The sequence below is a fragment of the Robiginitalea insularis genome, assembly GCF_052497835.1.
This window is the reverse complement of record NZ_CP199296.1, coordinates 2,192,870-2,208,637: the sequence shown is the minus strand read 5'-3', so window position 1 is coordinate 2,208,637 and position 15,768 is coordinate 2,192,870. Positions and strand designations below refer to the sequence as shown.

Genomic DNA, 15,768 nt, shown 5'->3' with positions numbered 1-15,768 from the left:
ATTATTGCCCGCCTGTAGTTGGCTTGCGATATTTATGAAAGGGTTGTTTAAGCAGGCCCCTGATACTGTTGTTTTCCTTTCGGTCCGGAAAAGTATCTACCCCGTAAACGATAGCTTCCCGGTCCATTTCCATATAAGTGCCCAGCAGCCGGTCCCAGATCGAAAAAATATTCCCGTAGTTAGAATCCGTATAAGGCAATATGTAATGATGGTGCACCTTGTGCATATCGGGGGAAACCAGCACCCAGCTGATCGCTTTGTCCAGTTTGTGCGGCAGACGGATATTGGCGTGGGAAAACTGTGAAAATACGATGGAAAGCGATTGGTACAGCATCACAATACCGATTGGCGTTCCCACAACAAGAACCCCCATCAGGGTAAAGGAAAAACGGACCAGGCTCTCCATGGGATGGTGACGGTTGGCCGTGGTGGTATCTACTTCGTGGTCCGTGTGGTGCACCAGATGAATCATCCATAGCGGCTTAACTTTGTGCTCCACCCAATGGGCCAGATAGGCCCCGAAAAAGTCCAGTAGCAAAAGCCCCAGCAGTATATATGCCCATAGCGGCAGGTCCGGAATCCAGTTGATAATCCCGAATCCATTGTCCCGCACCCAGTCACTGGTATTCAGCAGGAGAAACGCCAGCGCAAAATTAATGATGATAGTAGTTAGGGTAAAGAAAAAGTTAGGCAGGGCGTGCCGCCACTTTCGGTAAGAAAAGCGAAAAAGGGGAACGGCCCCTTCCAATAACCAGAAAATTGTTATCCCCGAAACCAGAATAATGCTGCGGTGCAAGGAGGGAATGGTTTCAAAATAATTCAACAAGTCTTCCATATATCCAAAATAACAAATTTACAATGTATTCCGAAATGCTGTTTGACAAGTCTTTAGAGATACCCGGGCAGGCGTTTTTTCATTTCTTCAACGATCCTGAAAGCTGCCGGGCAAATAGAGGTGTTTTTAACGGTCAGTGCCCCAATTTGATAGATCCGCCTGCGATCCGTATGAGGGTACTCCCGGCAGGCCCTGGGCCGGACTTCATAAATATGACAAAAATTATCGGCTCCCAGAAACGGACAGGGAAGGCTTTGAAGCACATGGTCCCCTTCCTCGTCTACCCGCAGGTAATCGGCTATGAACTGGCTGGGTTTTAACTTTAAATGAGAAGCTATTCTCCCGATATCGTTTTGAGTAAACAACGGTCCGGTAGTCTTGCAGCAGTTGGCACAGTCCAGGCAATCGGTTCGTTGGAATTCAGCCTGGTGTAATTCCCGCATCAGCGAATCGAGTTTCCTGGGGGGTTTCCTTCGCAATTTTTTGAAGAAGGCCTTGTTCTGCTGCTGTTTCTCTGCTGCCTGTTGCGGCAGCTTATCCAAATTTTCTTTCATTTCCTTTAGGATCAAAAACCCCGTCCCCTGCTTCCGAAGCTGAAGTTTTGGATATACCTTTGCCCAAAAATACGTTCTGTGGAGGTATTTGGAAAGGCGATTGAAGATTATTACAAGGGCGTCAGGAAAAAGAAACTGATCAGTCACTCTTCCCTGGGGAGCAGGGAGGCGGTTCCCGTTTCGCACTTCTTCAGAACATTTGAACAGATGCCATTACTGGAACAGCAGGCGCTGCAATTATGCAGGGGCCGTATACTGGACATTGGCTGCGGGGCCGGAAGCCACTGCCTGGAACTGCAGTCTCGGGGTCTGGAATGTACCGGCCTGGATAGCTCTGAAAAGGCATTACAGGTGGCTGTAAATCGCGGAGTTCGTAAAAGCATCCATTCGAAAATCCTTGACCTGAAGGTAGGGGAATTCGATACTTTGTTGTTATTAATGAACGGGATTGGCCTGGCGGGCAGCCTCGCTGAGCTTTCCGGTTTTTTGAGGCACCTTGGCTCATTAATCCCTGACAAGGGTCAGATCCTGTTGGATTCCAGCGACGTCATTTACCTCTTTGAGGAAGATTCAGACGGCGGATACTGGGTTCCGGGTAACGTTTCCTATTACGGTGAAATACAATACAACTGGGAGTATGAAGGGGTCAGAGGAAGTTCGTTTCCGTGGCTGTTTGTAGACTTCAAAACGCTGGCCGACGAAGCGGAAAAGGCCAACCTCAGTGCAGAATTAATAGCAGAGGGCGAACATTTTGACTATTTGGCCCGATTGCAAAAATTAAAATAACAAAAGCCTTATCTTAAACGTTGTTTATAAAAAATTCAGGATGAAAGCGAAGCTATCCATTGCAGCATTGTTCTTTGCAACGCTATTTTTATATAATTGTTCGAGTGACGGGGATATCCCAAGGGAAGAACCCATAGATCGCTCTGCCAACCTTTTAAGTACGGGAGACAGTGCAGCAGACATCCTCACCAATGAGAATTTTGACCGGCTGCTTATAGAAATTGCCCATGTAGAAGGATTTCGTCCGACCGCTGAAGCCATAGACCTGTTAACCTCTTTTTTTGCTGAGCGTACCTTTAAGCTGGAAGTGCAATATCAGTATCGGGCGTTGGCATCCCCTGGAGAGGAAACCCTCACCCTGCAGGAGGTAGCCAGCCTCGAAAACGATAACAGGACCCAATATAATGACGGACGGACCCTGGCTATCTATATTTACTTTGCAGATGCCCCTTCTGACGGTGACGATGAAGATGCCGGCCTGGTAACCCTAGGAGCCGTTTACCGCAACACCTCCATGATTTTATACGAACGCACCATCCGCCAACTGGCCGGCCGCTCTGCCTTAATTACAAATGCTGATGTGGAAGCAGCTACACTGACACATGAATTCGGACACTTGCTGGGGCTGGTAGACCTTGGGACGCCTGAGGTAAACCCTCACGAAGACCCTGCAGCGGAAAATCATTGCTTGACAGACGGATGCCTGATGCGGGCCGAACTGGAGTTCGGAGGCGGGCTGATGGGGTTAATGGAAAAGCGTGCGGCCAAAGGCATGGCCCAGGTTCCGGTATTGGATGCTGAATGCATCAACGACCTTCAGGCTATCGGTGGCAGATAATCTTTTTGGAAATTCACCTCTTTACTGATTCCCACCCCTCATATCAGGGGATGTTCAGGTATTTATGTGTTTGGAGGGAAACACGCCACTGAGGGTTTTTCATAACAAAGTCTACAATCATCGGGGTTACTTTGTCCCGAACACTCCACTCGGGCTGCAGGTATAACAGGCATTCGCTACTGACCTGCTCTGCTTGCTTGGCTGCAAAAATAAGGTCGTGTTTATTATAAACGATTACTTTAAGTTCGTCTGCCTTTGAGTGAATTTGCCCTACCGGCAATTTGTTTTTTTTAGGGGACAAACAAATCCAGTCCCACTGGCCGGTAAGCGGGTAAGCCCCGGAGGTTTCAATGTGAATCTTCATCCCTGCGGCCTTTAAGAGTTCCGTTAGAGGCCCCATATCCCAGGTAAGGGGTTCCCCACCTGTTATTACAATGGTATCGGAATATTTCCGTGCTTCCGCAACTATTTCCTGAATATCGGTGGGAGGATGTGTTTCTGCATTCCAGCTTTCCTTAACGTCGCACCAGTGGCAGCCCACATCGCAACCACCAACCCTGATAAAATAAGCTGCAGTGCCCTTGTGGTATCCCTCACCCTGTATGGTGTAAAAAGCCTCCATAAGGGGAAGAAATAACCCCTTTTCTACCTTTTCCATTACCCCTGCTGTTTCCATGCGGCAAAGATAGGAAAAGCAGTTCATGCTTCGGTCTGGTAATACGGTGAAAACATCTTTTTTAGAATTCAGGGGAATTCCCCTATTTTTGACCCAAATTATCGGCCATGAGCAAGACGGAAGCATTTCGCGAACACATCGAGGAGGGGTATACCTTCAAGGGGGACTACATCACTATGGGTGCTGCCATGCTGGATGGAGAGGCTGTTACAGGGGCCCATATAAAAGTACCCCTGAAAACGCTGAACCGACATGGCCTTATCGCAGGGGCGACCGGTACCGGAAAAACCAAAACGCTGCAGGTTCTTGCCGAGAACCTTTCGGACAAGGGTATTCCGGTGCTGTTAATGGACCTCAAGGGAGACCTTAGCGGCCTGGCGGAGCCCAGCCCCGGGCATCCCAAAATTGACGAACGCCACCAGAAAATTGGCCTGCCCTTTGAACCCAAGCGGTTTCCTGTGGAAATACTTTCCTTATCTGAACAGGATGGGGTTAAGCTGCGGGCAACTGTTTCGGAATTCGGACCGGTACTGCTCTCAAGGATCCTGGATCTTTCAGAAGTACAGGAGGGTATTGTGGCCGTGGTCTTTAAATACTGCGACGACAATAAATTACCGTTGCTGGACCTGAAAGATTTTAAAAAAGTCCTGCAATATGCCACAGGGGAGGGTAAAAAAGAATTTGAAGAAGCCTACGGGCGAATCAGTACCAGTTCAACCGGGACCATCTTGCGCAAGATAATCGAACTGGAACAACAGGGTGCTGAATTATTTTTCGGGGAGAAGTCCTTTGAGGTCAATGACCTGACACGGATTGACGCCGATGGCCGGGGCTATATCAACATAATCCGGCTTACCGACATTCAGGACCGTCCTAAACTGTTTTCCACTTTTATGTTAAGCCTGCTGGCTGAAATCTATGCCACCTTTCCCGAACAGGGAGACAGTGACCAGCCGGAGCTCATCCTTTTTATTGACGAGGCCCACCTGATCTTCAAAGAAGCCTCCAGGGCCCTGCTGGACCAGATCGAAAGTATCGTTAAGCTTATTCGCTCCAAAGGGATCGGGTTATATTTCGTCACCCAAAACCCCACAGACGTGCCCAATGAAGTCCTCGCGCAACTGGGCCTTAAAGTACAGCACGCCCTTAGGGCTTTTACAGCCAGAGACCGGAAAGCCATCAAACTCACCGCTGAAAATTATCCGATTTCCGAATATTACGATACCAAGGAAGTCCTGACAAGCCTGGGAATTGGAGAAGCCCTGATATCCGCCCTGGATGAAAAAGGCCGGCCGACTCCCCTGGCTGCCACCCTGCTGAGGGCTCCAATGAGCCGTATGGACATTTTGTCCGAAGCAGAACTGAAAGCCTTAATTAAAAAATCAAGCCTGGTCCCCAAATACGGGGAAGTGGTTGACAGGGAGAGCGCCTATGAGATCCTGAACGAAAAAATTGAAAAGGCGGAGGCGGCGGCTGAAAAGGAAAAGCAAGCTGCAGAAAGGGAAAAAACAAGCTCTTCCACCCGCTCTTCCAGTCGCAGAAGTTATCAGCGGCAAAACCCCGTGGTGAAGGTACTCACTTCCGCAACCTTTATAAGGGGTGTTCTCGGGGTCCTTAAAAAAGTTATTCGCTAATATTTTATTTCAATTTTGTAAGATTAATACTGTATGAGACCTGTAACGTTCTGGTTAATTATTACTGCCTTAATTTTGGTTCAATGTAAAACCGATAAGGCAAATCCTTTTGAAATTGGCCCGGGTCATGTTGGGAGGTTACATAAAAAAACACCCGTATCCCAGCTGGACAGTATTTTCGCGAATGATTCAATTATCCGCGATACCTCCCGCCTTAAAATGGGCAGCGGAGGGAGTATAGAGATTTACGAAAAAGGAGGGAAAGCCCTGTTAAGCCTTAGTGCCACAACAGACAGCCTGCCGGTTGTGGAAAATATCCGTATTCTGGACCCCCGTTTTAAAACGGAGAAAGGTGTCGGGCTGCAAAGCACGTACGGGGAAATCCGGAAGCATTATGAAATCCGGAAGGTGATAACCTCCATGAACAATATCCTGATCCTTCTCAAAGGGAGTGATCTGTATTTTACGATCTCCCGGAGTGAATTGCCTGAAGACCTGAGATACACCACGGGCTCTATTGAAGAGGTGCAGATTCCGGATGCTGCCAAAATAAAATATATGATGGTAGGCTGGGAATGATTATTTCCGGACTTTATTAAAATCTGCAGGAACAAGGCCGCAAGCCCGACTGAATCAACAATCCAACCCACAACCTCTTAAAGAAGAATTGTTCTTTTGGGCATTTTAATTTCCTATTTTTGAGGGAAACTTTCAAGCCCAATACCGCTACCACCCCAAGCATGCAAAAATTTTCGAACCTTCTGCGCCCTGTGATCATTAAAGGTTATGGAGTCTATTTCAATATCCTGGCTTTTTTCAGCATCCAATGGGCTGGCAAACAGGCATTCCATACTTTTTGCAAAGTTCGCAAGGGTCGGGTGAAACCTCAGCAGGCACCTTATTTGAAAAGTGCAAAACACAGCGTGGAGCGCGTAGCCAACCATGATATACAGACCTATCAATGGCCAGGCACCGGCCCTAAAGTCTTACTCATACACGGTTGGGAGAGCAATACGTTCCGATGGCGGAACCTGATAGGCCACCTGTCTGATGCCGGGTTTCATATTATCGCCTTTGATGCCCCTGCCCACGGGTACTCCTCCGGCACCTACCTGCACGTTCCCCTTTACACCGAATGTGTTGCTCACATGACGCATAAATTTGAACCCAAATACGCCGTTGGGCATTCAGTTGGTGGAATGACGGCCCTCTACTACGCCCATAAACATCCCGATGATTCCGTAGAAAAAATTGTCACCATAGGTTCCCCCTCCGAATTTGAGGAGATAGCTGAATCGTATCAGCAATTATTGGGATTTAACCAGCGTGTAATGCGGGGGTTTGACCAGTTTATCTTTGAAAATTTTGGCTTTCACATTCATGAATTCTCCACCTCTCGTTTTATAGAGGGAAGCCCTAAAAAAGGCCTTCTCCTGCATGATAAACTGGATACGATCGCACCTTTTCACGCATCACAAAAAGTACATAATGCCTGGCAGGACAGTGTTTTGATCCCTACCGAAGGCCTCGGGCATTCCATGCATCAGGAAAGCGTAAATGAGCAAATCGTCCATTTCCTGCAAGACTAGTCATAACCTTGAAAATTTGATGCAAAATCGTCTGACGACAAATTCCTTTTTGTAATTTTGGGATTCAAAAATCTGTAATTATGTCTGCCATTACCCCTTTTCATGTTGCCATACCCGTTCATAACCTCGATGCCTGCAGAACTTTTTACAGGGAGGTACTGGGGTGTGAAGAAGGCAGGAGCAGTGATCACTGGGTAGATTTCAACCTGTTCGGGCATCAGCTGGTGATCCATTACAAACCCAAATCTGAAGAAGGGTTGCACACCAACCCGGTTGATGGAAAAAACGTCCCGGTGCCACATTACGGAGTGGTTCTCCCCTGGGAAAAATTCAGCAGTTTTGCGGATGATTTAAAATCCAAAGGGGTTTCTTTTATTATTGAACCTTATATCCGATTTAAAGGGGAAGCCGGGGAACAGGCAACCATGTTTTTCCTGGATCCGGCAGGAAATGCACTGGAGTTTAAGGCCTTTAAAGATATGGGGCAGTTATTTGCCAAATAAATCAGCGGCCCTTCTTATAACGCTGTCTGACCCACAATACCAAAGCGTAAATCACGGCAAAAACCGCGGCAATGATCCCTTTCTCAGCAAGGGTGTCGGCTGACATATTTCGTTCCAGTATCAGGGATATGATCAGGAAAGTCAGTCCGGCAAGAAAGGCCTGTAGCCCAATTTTTTTTAGTTCCATCGTATTGATAATAGAAGCCATGCTCCTCTCCGTCTCTTTCGGCAAGATCCGCATACAGTAAAGCCACAAGGTCCTGAAAATCTGTAGTTGCCGGCAGTAGTTCGTAACAATTCAATCATAAAGTGGTACTATTCAATTTGCAGCCCCTTTCTGCGAACCCAGAAAAAGGCAAAAATCAGATTCGGAACCCAGCAAAGCCAGGCGACTATCTTGTAGGCAATCAGAAATTCTCCAAATGCTATGATCAGCAGTGGCATCCATATACGAAGGCACACCGCCGCAAAACAAAGCGCGTAGCTGTAAATCATAAACGCCTCATGCGCAGAAATATCCCTTTTCCTAATCGCCATATATGCCCGGACGGTAAAGAAAAGCCAAAAGGCCCCAAGCAAGAAAAAGCCCAGGCCAGGGACCAGCCCCCCGGTTGCAAAAAAAGAGAGGTAGATGGCGCAAGCGCCGCTTAGCAGAGCCGCTGAAACATAAATTTTACCTATTGCCCTATGCCAGGATATATAGCGGGTACGCAACTTCCTGCTAAACTGCGTCCAGCCGATGAGCAGTGCAAGCCCCCCAAAGGAAATATGCCCGTAAAATGCTGTATTCCATAGGGTATCATCCAAAAGTTCCTTGCTTTTTGAAGTAAGCAAGCCCATCTCTTCACCGGAAAAATAATAGGCCAGCGGATACAGGCCTATTACCACGGCTAAAAAGGCAAAGGCAAACCAGGCAACTCTGTTTCTACCGGAATTCATGGCATACACTTTCTATTTATATCTCCAGCTGCTCAAATCAGCCCCTGCAGGAGCAGACTTTCTTATACGCTCCATTATCTTGGGGACGTACATACTGTTGTATCGCAAACGGCTCAAATGGTTGGGAAGCTCCGGGTCTCCGTTCCAGCAGTGTTCTGCCCGGTCCCCATAGAGCACTTCCCCCTCATAGTAGGGGTCGGTGGTACTTTCGAGGAAATCCTCCATCAGGTAGACCGCATTATTGAGGTAATAATTGTCCATATCCCCACAATAAATGTGAATTTTTCCTCTCAGGGAGGGCCCCAGTTTCTCCCAGTCCCGTTCCAGTATATAACGCAGGTCGTAATTTTCCTGCCAGTACCGCGCTACTTCTTTGTCTATGGCCCCACTGCTCTTATCCCAAATACGTCTGGGATACCCGTCATCCCCCTGAGGGGAATAAGTAGCTTCCCAGATATCCCATTGCTGCCCGGATCGGCTTTTATCGCCCAGGACCAGTTCCAGCTGGTTCTCCTCCCGGACCGTGGATGAGATATGCCCCAGATAATCCCGGTGTGCAGGCACTTCCAGTTGTTTATGATCGCTTTCATACCAGTAGGCGTTATCATCTTCATAAATGTTGGTCAGGCAATAGGCCCTGAAGTCAATAGGGTCCGGGCAGGCCGCAAAACAGCCATTGTACTCCTCCGGGTATTTTACCTGTACCGCCAGGGCTTCCCAGCCCCCGGTGGAACCTCCGTAGAGAAAACGTGCCCAGCCTTCTCCAAGCCCCCTGAATTCTTTTTCTATATAGGGAATGAGTTCATGGGTGATGGCGTCCCCATAAGGTCCCTGACTGGCTGAATTAACCGCATAGGAATCGTCGTAATAGGGAGTTGGGTGCTGTATTTCTATAATCAGGAAACGGGGAAAATCCGGTTCATTCCATCGCTTGTAAAAGTCGTAGGCCTCTTGTTGCTGGATAATATTGTAACCTTCCACCCCAAAACGCGCCGAGTATTCGGGCTCCAGGTTCGGGTCCGGGGGGGTTGTCCGGAACCCGCCAAAGTCAGAAGGAAAATGCCCATGGAAGATCATCAGCGGATAACGGGCCTCCGGATGTTCTTCAAATCCTTTGGGGAGCAACACATGAGCTCCCAGATACATATCCCGGCCCCAGAATTCGGATAACTTCTCAGATTTGATGCGTATATGTCGAATCCATTCGGTGTCCTCAGGAGGGGTGATGGGCGGGATTTTCTGGTCCAGGGTCAGTTCTAGGGAAGGTATCCCATCAGGTCCCACCTGCACGGAAACCGGGGTGCTGTACAAATTCCCGGGGGAACGGTTCCACTGCTGGCCCTCCCCATTGTCCATGGGCAGTTTAACCTGGTGCCCGGTGGAGAGATTAAAAGTCTCATATACGTGCAACAAAGCCTGTACCTGGTAGGTTCCAGGAGGAATCATTCCCAAGTTTTCATAGGGAAACCCCAGCGCCTGTGGATCAAAAGAAATGGGTTCTCCTGCCTGTATCCCTTCAACATTCATCCCGAAGATCAATTGGGTATTCAAACCGGAATTGATCTGAAAACGGGGCTCCTGTTCCGGGTTGTTGGAAAACATCAACAACAGCCGGCCATCTAGGGGGGCGTCGGCCGCACCATCCTTAACGGAGATAAAAATACTGGGGTTTTCTCCTGTTACATTCTCTTTACATTCCAGAAGCAATACCACAATCAGGGGAAGCACCCAATACTTTCGCATGATCTCAATTTTCAATTAAGATACTCTTTTTTGATTTGCAGAACAACATCGCAGCCAGATCAAAAAATGGAGGATCCCTTTAAAATTTTAAGAATCAAAAATTGTAAGGGTCTGGTATATACCAAAATAGCCCTTTTGGGCGTTATATGAAAAGCCACAGATCTTTAATGTAACCTACATCATGAAAAAATTTGGAATACTCACCCTCCTGCTTACCCTGATGATGCTCGGCTGCCTGAGCAGTTGCACCAACGATGAAGGGGAACCGGAATACGAAACCCTGACTCCTTCCGAAAATCAGTGATGCCTTTTGCGGGCCAAAAGGGTATTTTTTAGAAGCATTGCAATGGTCATGGGGCCTACGCCTCCAGGTACCGGTGTGATATAGGATGCTTTTTCCTTTACCTGCTCAAAGTCCACATCCCCACAAAGGTAGTAACCCCGCTCCCTTGATTCATCCGGAACACGGGTAATCCCCACGTCTATTATTACTGCCCCTTCTTTGACCATATCGGCTTTGAGGAAGTTCGGGATCCCCAGGGCAGAAACCACAATATCTGCCTGCAAGGTAAGGGCTTTGATATCCTTTGTCCTTGAATGCGTAAGGGTAACGGTGGCATTGGCACCTTTTCCCTTCTGGCTTAACAGGATACTGATGGGCCGCCCCACAATATGGCTGCGGCCAATGACAACCGCGTGTTTTCCGGAGGTATCTATATTGTAGCGACGCAGTAATTCCATAATCCCGAAAGGGGTTGCGGAAATAAAAGTCTCCATATCCAATGCCATCCTCCCGAAATTTGTGGGATGAAAGCCATCCACGTCTTTATCCGGATGAACGGCCAGCAGGATCTTTTCCTCGTCAATATGTGCAGGAAGGGGTAATTGTACAATATACCCGTCAATCTCGGGGTTTTCATTGAGTTGCCCGACCAATTCCAGGAGCTCTTCTTCTGTGGTCGACTCCGGGAGTTGTTTCAAAGTAGATTCGAAGCCCACTCGTTTGCAGGCCCGCACTTTACTACCCACATAGGTCAGGCTGGCGCCGTCGTTTCCGACAATCACGGCGGCAAGGTGTGGCACTTTTTCGCCGGCTTCCCGCAATTTGGTTACCTCCGCAGCGATTTCGTCTTTGATGTCATTCGAAGTTTTCTTACCGTCGAGTAATTGCATAATATTCAGTTGGCAGTGGCAGTTGGCAGTGCTCCAGATCCAAATTTATCGGGTCTACGGATCATATAATTAAGGAGCCTTCCTACTTCCATGGATTGTTTTAAAAATTCTTTTCTCTCTGAAGCAGTAAGATAACCACAATCTTTGGAAAATTCCAACCAGACCTGGGTCTCGGAGTTCTCAGCATCTGCATCACTAAGTTTACTTACAAAGTGCTTTGGATACCTCCTTTTCTATATGCTTCTGCAATATTCGCACAAACTGATCTTGAGGATTTCCGTATCTGATCTCCAAGTGAGTATCGTTCTTCAACTGGAAATCTCTTTGAAACTTCAAAAATTTCCATTGCCAGTTGATATCCCATTTGATAGGCTCGTAACCTTTGAAAACTCATGCTTTCTGGTTTCCCTGATTCTAAGAATTCTATGTGAAAATCTCTTGCAGAAAGAGCAAATTTTGAACCTTTACCACGGCCTACCGCAAGTGCCTACTGCGTACTTCGAAAATCAGCGCATATTCTGCATCATTTGCATCATTTTTTTGCCGCCGCCGCCCTGCATCATTTTCATCATTTTGCTCATTTGATTGAATTGTTTGAGCAACTGGTTTACCTCCTGCATACTGGTGCCGCTGCCTTTGGCAATCCGCTTTTTGCGGCGGGCATCCAGTTTGGAAGGGTTGGAGCGTTCGTCCGGGGTCATGGAATGTATGATGGCTTCTATATGCTTAAAGGCGTCGTCATCAACATCCATTCCTTTCAGGGCCTTTCCTGCGCCGGGAATCATCCCAACCAGGTCTTTCATGCTCCCCATTTTTTTGACCTGCTGGATCTGGCTTAAAAAGTCGTCAAAACCAAATTTGTTCTTGGCAATCTTTTTCTGGATTTTCCGGGCCTGTTCTTCGTCAAATTGTTCCTGGGCCCTTTCGACAAGGGATATAACGTCTCCCATTCCCAAAATACGGTCTGCCATCCTGCCGGGGTGAAAAACGTCTATGGCATCCATCTTCTCCCCTGTTCCGATAAACTTGATCGGTTTTTCGACCACAGATCGGATAGAGATGGCGGCACCCCCGCGGGTATCCCCGTCGAGTTTGGTGAGTACTACCCCGTCAAAATCCAGCACCTCATTGAAGGCTTTTGCAGTGTTAACAGCATCCTGTCCGGTCATGGAATCCACCACAAAAAGGACTTCCTGAGGGGTAACGGCGTCCCTAATATTGGAAATCTCGGTCATCATCTGCTCATCCACCGCAAGGCGCCCGGCGGTATCGATGATCACCACATTGTGGCCATTGGCTTTGGCGTAATCAAGACCTGCCTTTGCAAGGGCAACCGGGTCCTTATTTTCCTTATCTGAATAAACGGGTACATCTATCTGCTCCCCTACCACATGCAACTGGTCAATTGCCGCAGGGCGATAGACATCACAGGCAACCAGAAGGGGGTTCTTGCTTTTTTTGCGCTTTAGAAAATTGGCGAGTTTCCCGGAAAAGGTAGTCTTACCGGAACCCTGTAATCCGGACATCAGGATCACAGATGGGTTACCGGAAAGGTCTATCCCTTCCGCATCTCCGCCCATCAGTTCGGTAAGTTCGTCCTTGACGATTTTTACCATCAGCTGCCCGGGCTGTAAGGTGGTCAGTACATTCTGCCCAAGCGCCTTCTCCTTAACTCTATTGGTGAATTCCTTGGCTATCTTGAAGTTGACGTCCGCATCCAGCAGGGCACGGCGTACCTCTTTGGTAGTCTCAGCTACATTGATTTCCGTAATTTGCCCGTGTCCCCTAAGGACGTGCAGGGCTTTATCCAGTTTCTCGCTTAAATTGTCAAACATCTTCTGCAGAATTATTCAGGAGTTGCAAAGATACATATCTGCACGGGATTAGCACAAATATGAAGGTCGCTAAACCCGGTATGCGGCAGATGCATTGCTTTAAGGTCTGCAGGGAGATGGACCTGGAAGCTGTTTGGTGATATTCCCTTGCAGGGGAAAAGGGTATTTTGTTTAACGGGGGTTGGGGGGTTCCCCCGATTTTTCATTTATCCAATAAAAAAAGGAAGACTCCCCAGATCGGGAGCCTTCCTTAGCAAATTGGGGCAAAAAAGAAATTTAAATCTTCTGAAATGTCAAATAGTCCGTTCCACCATTTCCTCCGCTTATGTCGATCAATTTGATCTGGTTTTGGGAGTACTCCAGAATATCCCAGTCATCTGTCAGATCCAGGAACATCTCAGGGGATGGGAAATTGAGGTTAAAATCCACATCACTATCGTCCGGGCTATCATCAGAAGAATTGGAATCGGTAACAGACCAGGTGCCGGTAACTTCAGTGGCATCTTTTACTGCGGTAACAATACCATCCGCTCCAAAGACAAAGGCGTACCCTTCAAAGTTTGAGGTCTCCTCTTTATCTGTATCGAAGAAATAGCTTATCCTCCAGGAACCCGACAGGGCGGTAGACCGGATTGCTTCCATATCTGCCTGTGTAACCCTCTCAGGGGAATCCTCTTCGGAATCACAACTGATAAATAGAACGCAACACAGTAAACAACCGACTATTAAATTAGTTTTCATCTTTATTGATTTTATCATTATCATATAGTGTTCTCAGGATCTATTGAATACGTTCGAATACCAGGATATCCATTGAGCCGTCTCCACTCACATCATGAAGTTCAATACGGCCTTCAGTTACGCTGTACAGATCCCAGTCGTCAGTGAACTCAGACAGCGCATCATTGTCATCGCCCAGGTTAAGGTAAACCTTAAGCTTTCCTTCGCTGTCCCGCACTACTCTCCAGAGGCCCGTTTTAAGGGGGTCCATATTGGTGCTTACGGTAAGCTGATGCTCGGCCTGGAAGCTAAAGTCCATTCCCTCGTAATCCATCGTTTCATCCACTCCGGCATCTTTGTACTGGGCTACCATCCAGTCTCCGGCCATCAGGAAATTACTGATCTCGGTAATATCCCCATCATTGGTAGAAGGACAGGCACGCAGCAGGGTGAGTTCATAATCAATCGACTCTATCTCAAAACGCAACCTATTCTGCAGTAGCTCGCGCAGCGGCCATTCAAAGGATATAGCAGAATCCTCCGGCATGTTGATCATCAATGACAGGATTCCCTGTGCATTAGGACCTACTTCCCAGGTTCCATTAATGGTGCTCACTCCGTTGGAAAGTGTTACCACATTTTCGGCCTGGAACTCAAACTCCCATCCGATCAGTCGGTCGATTTCCACACCCTGATTTTTAACTTTTTTGATGATCCAGGAACACTCGCGCAGAATTTCTCTTAAGGTAGTCGGGTCTGTATCCACACCATCGCAGATACTCCTCATGATGATACGGTTACCATCTCCACTAAAGAGTTTGATCTTCCCTTCTTCCAGCTCATATACTTTCCATTGCAGGTTGAAGTCTACCAACACATCAAATGATAGGTTCAGTGCCGCATAATGATCCATCATGCTTACTTCCCAGGTTCCGTTGAGTACATTTCCGGCACGGTCTTTTACAGTTACTTCACCGCTCTCGAAGAAATTCATCAGATAGGCCTCGTATTGATCAGACTGGTTAACGCCATCGCGTTCTACTGAAAGGACCACCCATGGACATTCAACCAGCACGTGTTCAAGACGCTCCAGCGTAAAGTCATCATCATTATAATCATTATCGTCATCTTCATCACATTCATCCTTGGCGATTTCAAGAGCAGCAGCCAATTGGGCATTATTTTCTACCCGGACTTCAGTTCCATCAAATTTGATAAGGGTAATCGGGAAATCGATACTGATAATATCGTCATCCTCGAGTTCATCCAGGAAATATTTCAGTTCCCTGTCACTACTAACAGTTACCTGTCCGGTTTGCTGATTATTAACGTCAAAGGTGTAGAAGGTTACAGGGTATACAAAATCGATACATTCTATATCATCATCATCTCCTCCTTCTATACATTCGCGAGCAAGCTCTATAAGTTCTTCCTTATTGTTAATGACAATTTCGGTATGATCTGCCTTGGTGATGGTGATCGGAAAGAAGATTTCCAAAACGTCTATATCCTCATCAAATTCATCAAAGATTTCCTCAATCAGCCTGAGGTCTTCAATAGAATCAATGGTAATGTCCAACCCGTTTACGTTAACGGTATAGGGGAAATTTAAGGCAAAACAGCTGGATCCGTCAACAATGTTATCAAAGGAGCCGTCGCGCTGAGCCGTTTTCTCAATAAGTACAGCCGTATTGGAACTGGCCATAAAAGATTCGCCCTGAGCATCTGAAGTATTGACTTCCTCAAATTCCTCCTGACATGCGGTAAATGACAGTGCCCCAATTAGCAAGAGAGACCAGGACACTTGTTTTAAGAACTTTTTCATAACGATATTGGATTATTATTTTGTTGTACACCCTTAAAACAACTATCTTTTGATTTACCCTACCTCAAATGTTAATTTTTTCAAATATCTTTGGGTAAAACGGGTATGCCCCGGGTAA

At 47.2% G+C, this 15,768-nt stretch carries 18 protein-coding genes and 1 pseudogene; 7 read left to right on the top strand and 12 right to left on the bottom strand.

Going from position 1 to position 15,768, the window contains the following annotated elements; translation table 11 throughout:
* Window position 1: 1 nt before the first annotated feature.
* Together ACT6NV_RS10075 and ACT6NV_RS10070 are read right to left on the bottom strand one after the other, a co-directional pair.
* The gene (locus ACT6NV_RS10075) at window positions 2–835 is read right to left on the bottom strand and encodes a sterol desaturase family protein (RefSeq protein WP_445384325.1); all 834 of its coding nucleotides are present in this window, start codon (window positions 833–835) and stop codon (window positions 2–4) included.
* A 53-nt stretch (window positions 836–888) separates the two neighbouring features.
* Window positions 889–1,389 carry a YkgJ family cysteine cluster protein gene (locus tag ACT6NV_RS10070; protein WP_445384324.1) on the bottom strand — a complete coding sequence of 167 codons (501 nt, stop codon included), beginning with the start codon at window positions 1,387–1,389 and terminating at the stop codon, window positions 889–891.
* A gap of 78 nt (window positions 1,390–1,467) precedes the next feature.
* Here ACT6NV_RS10070 and ACT6NV_RS10065 point away from each other — a divergent pair, with 78 nt between their 5' ends.
* Together ACT6NV_RS10065 and ACT6NV_RS10060 are read left to right on the top strand one after the other, a co-directional pair.
* Window positions 1,468–2,175, top strand: coding sequence for a class I SAM-dependent methyltransferase (locus tag ACT6NV_RS10065; RefSeq protein ID WP_445384323.1), 708 nt, complete (start codon window positions 1,468–1,470; stop codon window positions 2,173–2,175).
* Between the two features lie 40 nt (window positions 2,176–2,215).
* Window positions 2,216–3,013, top strand: a complete 798-nt coding sequence (locus ACT6NV_RS10060; protein ID WP_445384322.1) for a hypothetical protein — start codon at window positions 2,216–2,218, stop codon at window positions 3,011–3,013.
* 43 nt (window positions 3,014–3,056) lie between these two features.
* On the opposite strand, the gene ACT6NV_RS10055 is transcribed toward ACT6NV_RS10060, so the two are convergent.
* Window positions 3,057–3,689, bottom strand: coding sequence for a 7-carboxy-7-deazaguanine synthase QueE (locus tag ACT6NV_RS10055; RefSeq protein WP_445384321.1), 633 nt, complete (start codon window positions 3,687–3,689; stop codon window positions 3,057–3,059).
* 107 nt (window positions 3,690–3,796) lie between these two features.
* Here ACT6NV_RS10055 and ACT6NV_RS10050 point away from each other — a divergent pair, with 107 nt between their 5' ends.
* The 4 genes from ACT6NV_RS10050 (at window position 3,797) to ACT6NV_RS10035 (ending at window position 7,415) form a co-directional block, all read left to right on the top strand.
* Complete coding sequence (locus ACT6NV_RS10050; RefSeq protein ID WP_445384320.1) at window positions 3,797–5,323, top strand: helicase HerA-like domain-containing protein; 1,527 nt, start codon at window positions 3,797–3,799, stop codon at window positions 5,321–5,323.
* A gap of 33 nt (window positions 5,324–5,356) precedes the next feature.
* Window positions 5,357–5,902 carry a hypothetical protein gene (locus tag ACT6NV_RS10045; RefSeq protein WP_445384319.1) on the top strand — a complete coding sequence of 182 codons (546 nt, stop codon included), beginning with the start codon at window positions 5,357–5,359 and terminating at the stop codon, window positions 5,900–5,902.
* 161 nt (window positions 5,903–6,063) lie between these two features.
* Window positions 6,064–6,912 carry an alpha/beta fold hydrolase gene (locus ACT6NV_RS10040; RefSeq protein ID WP_445384318.1) on the top strand — a complete coding sequence of 283 codons (849 nt, stop codon included), beginning with the start codon at window positions 6,064–6,066 and terminating at the stop codon, window positions 6,910–6,912.
* A gap of 80 nt (window positions 6,913–6,992) precedes the next feature.
* Window positions 6,993–7,415: a VOC family protein gene (locus ACT6NV_RS10035; protein ID WP_445384317.1), complete on the top strand. Its 423-nt coding sequence runs from the start codon at window positions 6,993–6,995 to the stop codon at window positions 7,413–7,415.
* Window position 7,416: 1 nt separating this feature from the next.
* Here ACT6NV_RS10035 and ACT6NV_RS10030 read toward each other — a convergent pair whose 3' ends face one another.
* From ACT6NV_RS10030 to ACT6NV_RS10020, 3 genes are all read right to left on the bottom strand, one after another.
* Window positions 7,417–7,602, bottom strand: a complete 186-nt coding sequence (locus ACT6NV_RS10030; protein WP_445384316.1) for a hypothetical protein — start codon at window positions 7,600–7,602, stop codon at window positions 7,417–7,419.
* A gap of 128 nt (window positions 7,603–7,730) precedes the next feature.
* A complete protein-coding gene (locus ACT6NV_RS10025; RefSeq protein WP_445384315.1) occupies window positions 7,731–8,354 on the bottom strand; it encodes a DUF2306 domain-containing protein in 624 nt (207 codons plus the stop codon).
* Window positions 8,355–8,366: 12 nt separating this feature from the next.
* Window positions 8,367–10,097 (bottom strand): alpha/beta hydrolase-fold protein, encoded by a 1,731-nt coding sequence (locus tag ACT6NV_RS10020; RefSeq protein WP_445384314.1) that lies wholly within the window; start codon window positions 10,095–10,097, stop codon window positions 8,367–8,369.
* A gap of 181 nt (window positions 10,098–10,278) precedes the next feature.
* Between ACT6NV_RS10020 and ACT6NV_RS10015 the strand changes: the two genes are divergently transcribed.
* Window positions 10,279–10,401, top strand: coding sequence for a hypothetical protein (locus tag ACT6NV_RS10015; RefSeq protein ID WP_445384313.1), 123 nt, complete (start codon window positions 10,279–10,281; stop codon window positions 10,399–10,401).
* Here the strand turns inward: ACT6NV_RS10015 and folD are convergent.
* From folD to ACT6NV_RS09985, 6 genes and pseudogenes are all read right to left on the bottom strand, one after another.
* Window positions 10,395–11,270 (bottom strand): bifunctional methylenetetrahydrofolate dehydrogenase/methenyltetrahydrofolate cyclohydrolase FolD, encoded by an 876-nt coding sequence (gene folD, locus ACT6NV_RS10010; RefSeq protein WP_445384312.1) that lies wholly within the window; start codon window positions 11,268–11,270, stop codon window positions 10,395–10,397. The genes ACT6NV_RS10015 and folD overlap by 7 nt on opposite strands.
* Window positions 11,271–11,275: 5 nt before the next feature.
* Window positions 11,276–11,440 (bottom strand): annotated as a pseudogene (locus tag ACT6NV_RS10005) (hypothetical protein); the annotation flags it as partial.
* 35 nt (window positions 11,441–11,475) lie between these two features.
* Window positions 11,476–11,616 (bottom strand): four helix bundle protein, encoded by a 141-nt coding sequence (locus ACT6NV_RS10000; protein WP_445386687.1) that lies wholly within the window; start codon window positions 11,614–11,616, stop codon window positions 11,476–11,478.
* Between the two features lie 160 nt (window positions 11,617–11,776).
* On the bottom strand, window positions 11,777–13,105 hold the full coding sequence (gene ffh / locus ACT6NV_RS09995) for a signal recognition particle protein (RefSeq protein ID WP_445384311.1): 1,329 nt from the start codon (window positions 13,103–13,105) through the stop codon (window positions 11,777–11,779).
* Window positions 13,106–13,381: 276 nt separating this feature from the next.
* A complete protein-coding gene (locus ACT6NV_RS09990; protein ID WP_445384310.1) occupies window positions 13,382–13,846 on the bottom strand; it encodes a hypothetical protein in 465 nt (154 codons plus the stop codon).
* A 40-nt stretch (window positions 13,847–13,886) separates the two neighbouring features.
* Window positions 13,887–15,650 (bottom strand): hypothetical protein, encoded by a 1,764-nt coding sequence (locus ACT6NV_RS09985; protein ID WP_445384309.1) that lies wholly within the window; start codon window positions 15,648–15,650, stop codon window positions 13,887–13,889.
* Between the last annotated feature and the right edge of the window lie 118 nt (window positions 15,651–15,768).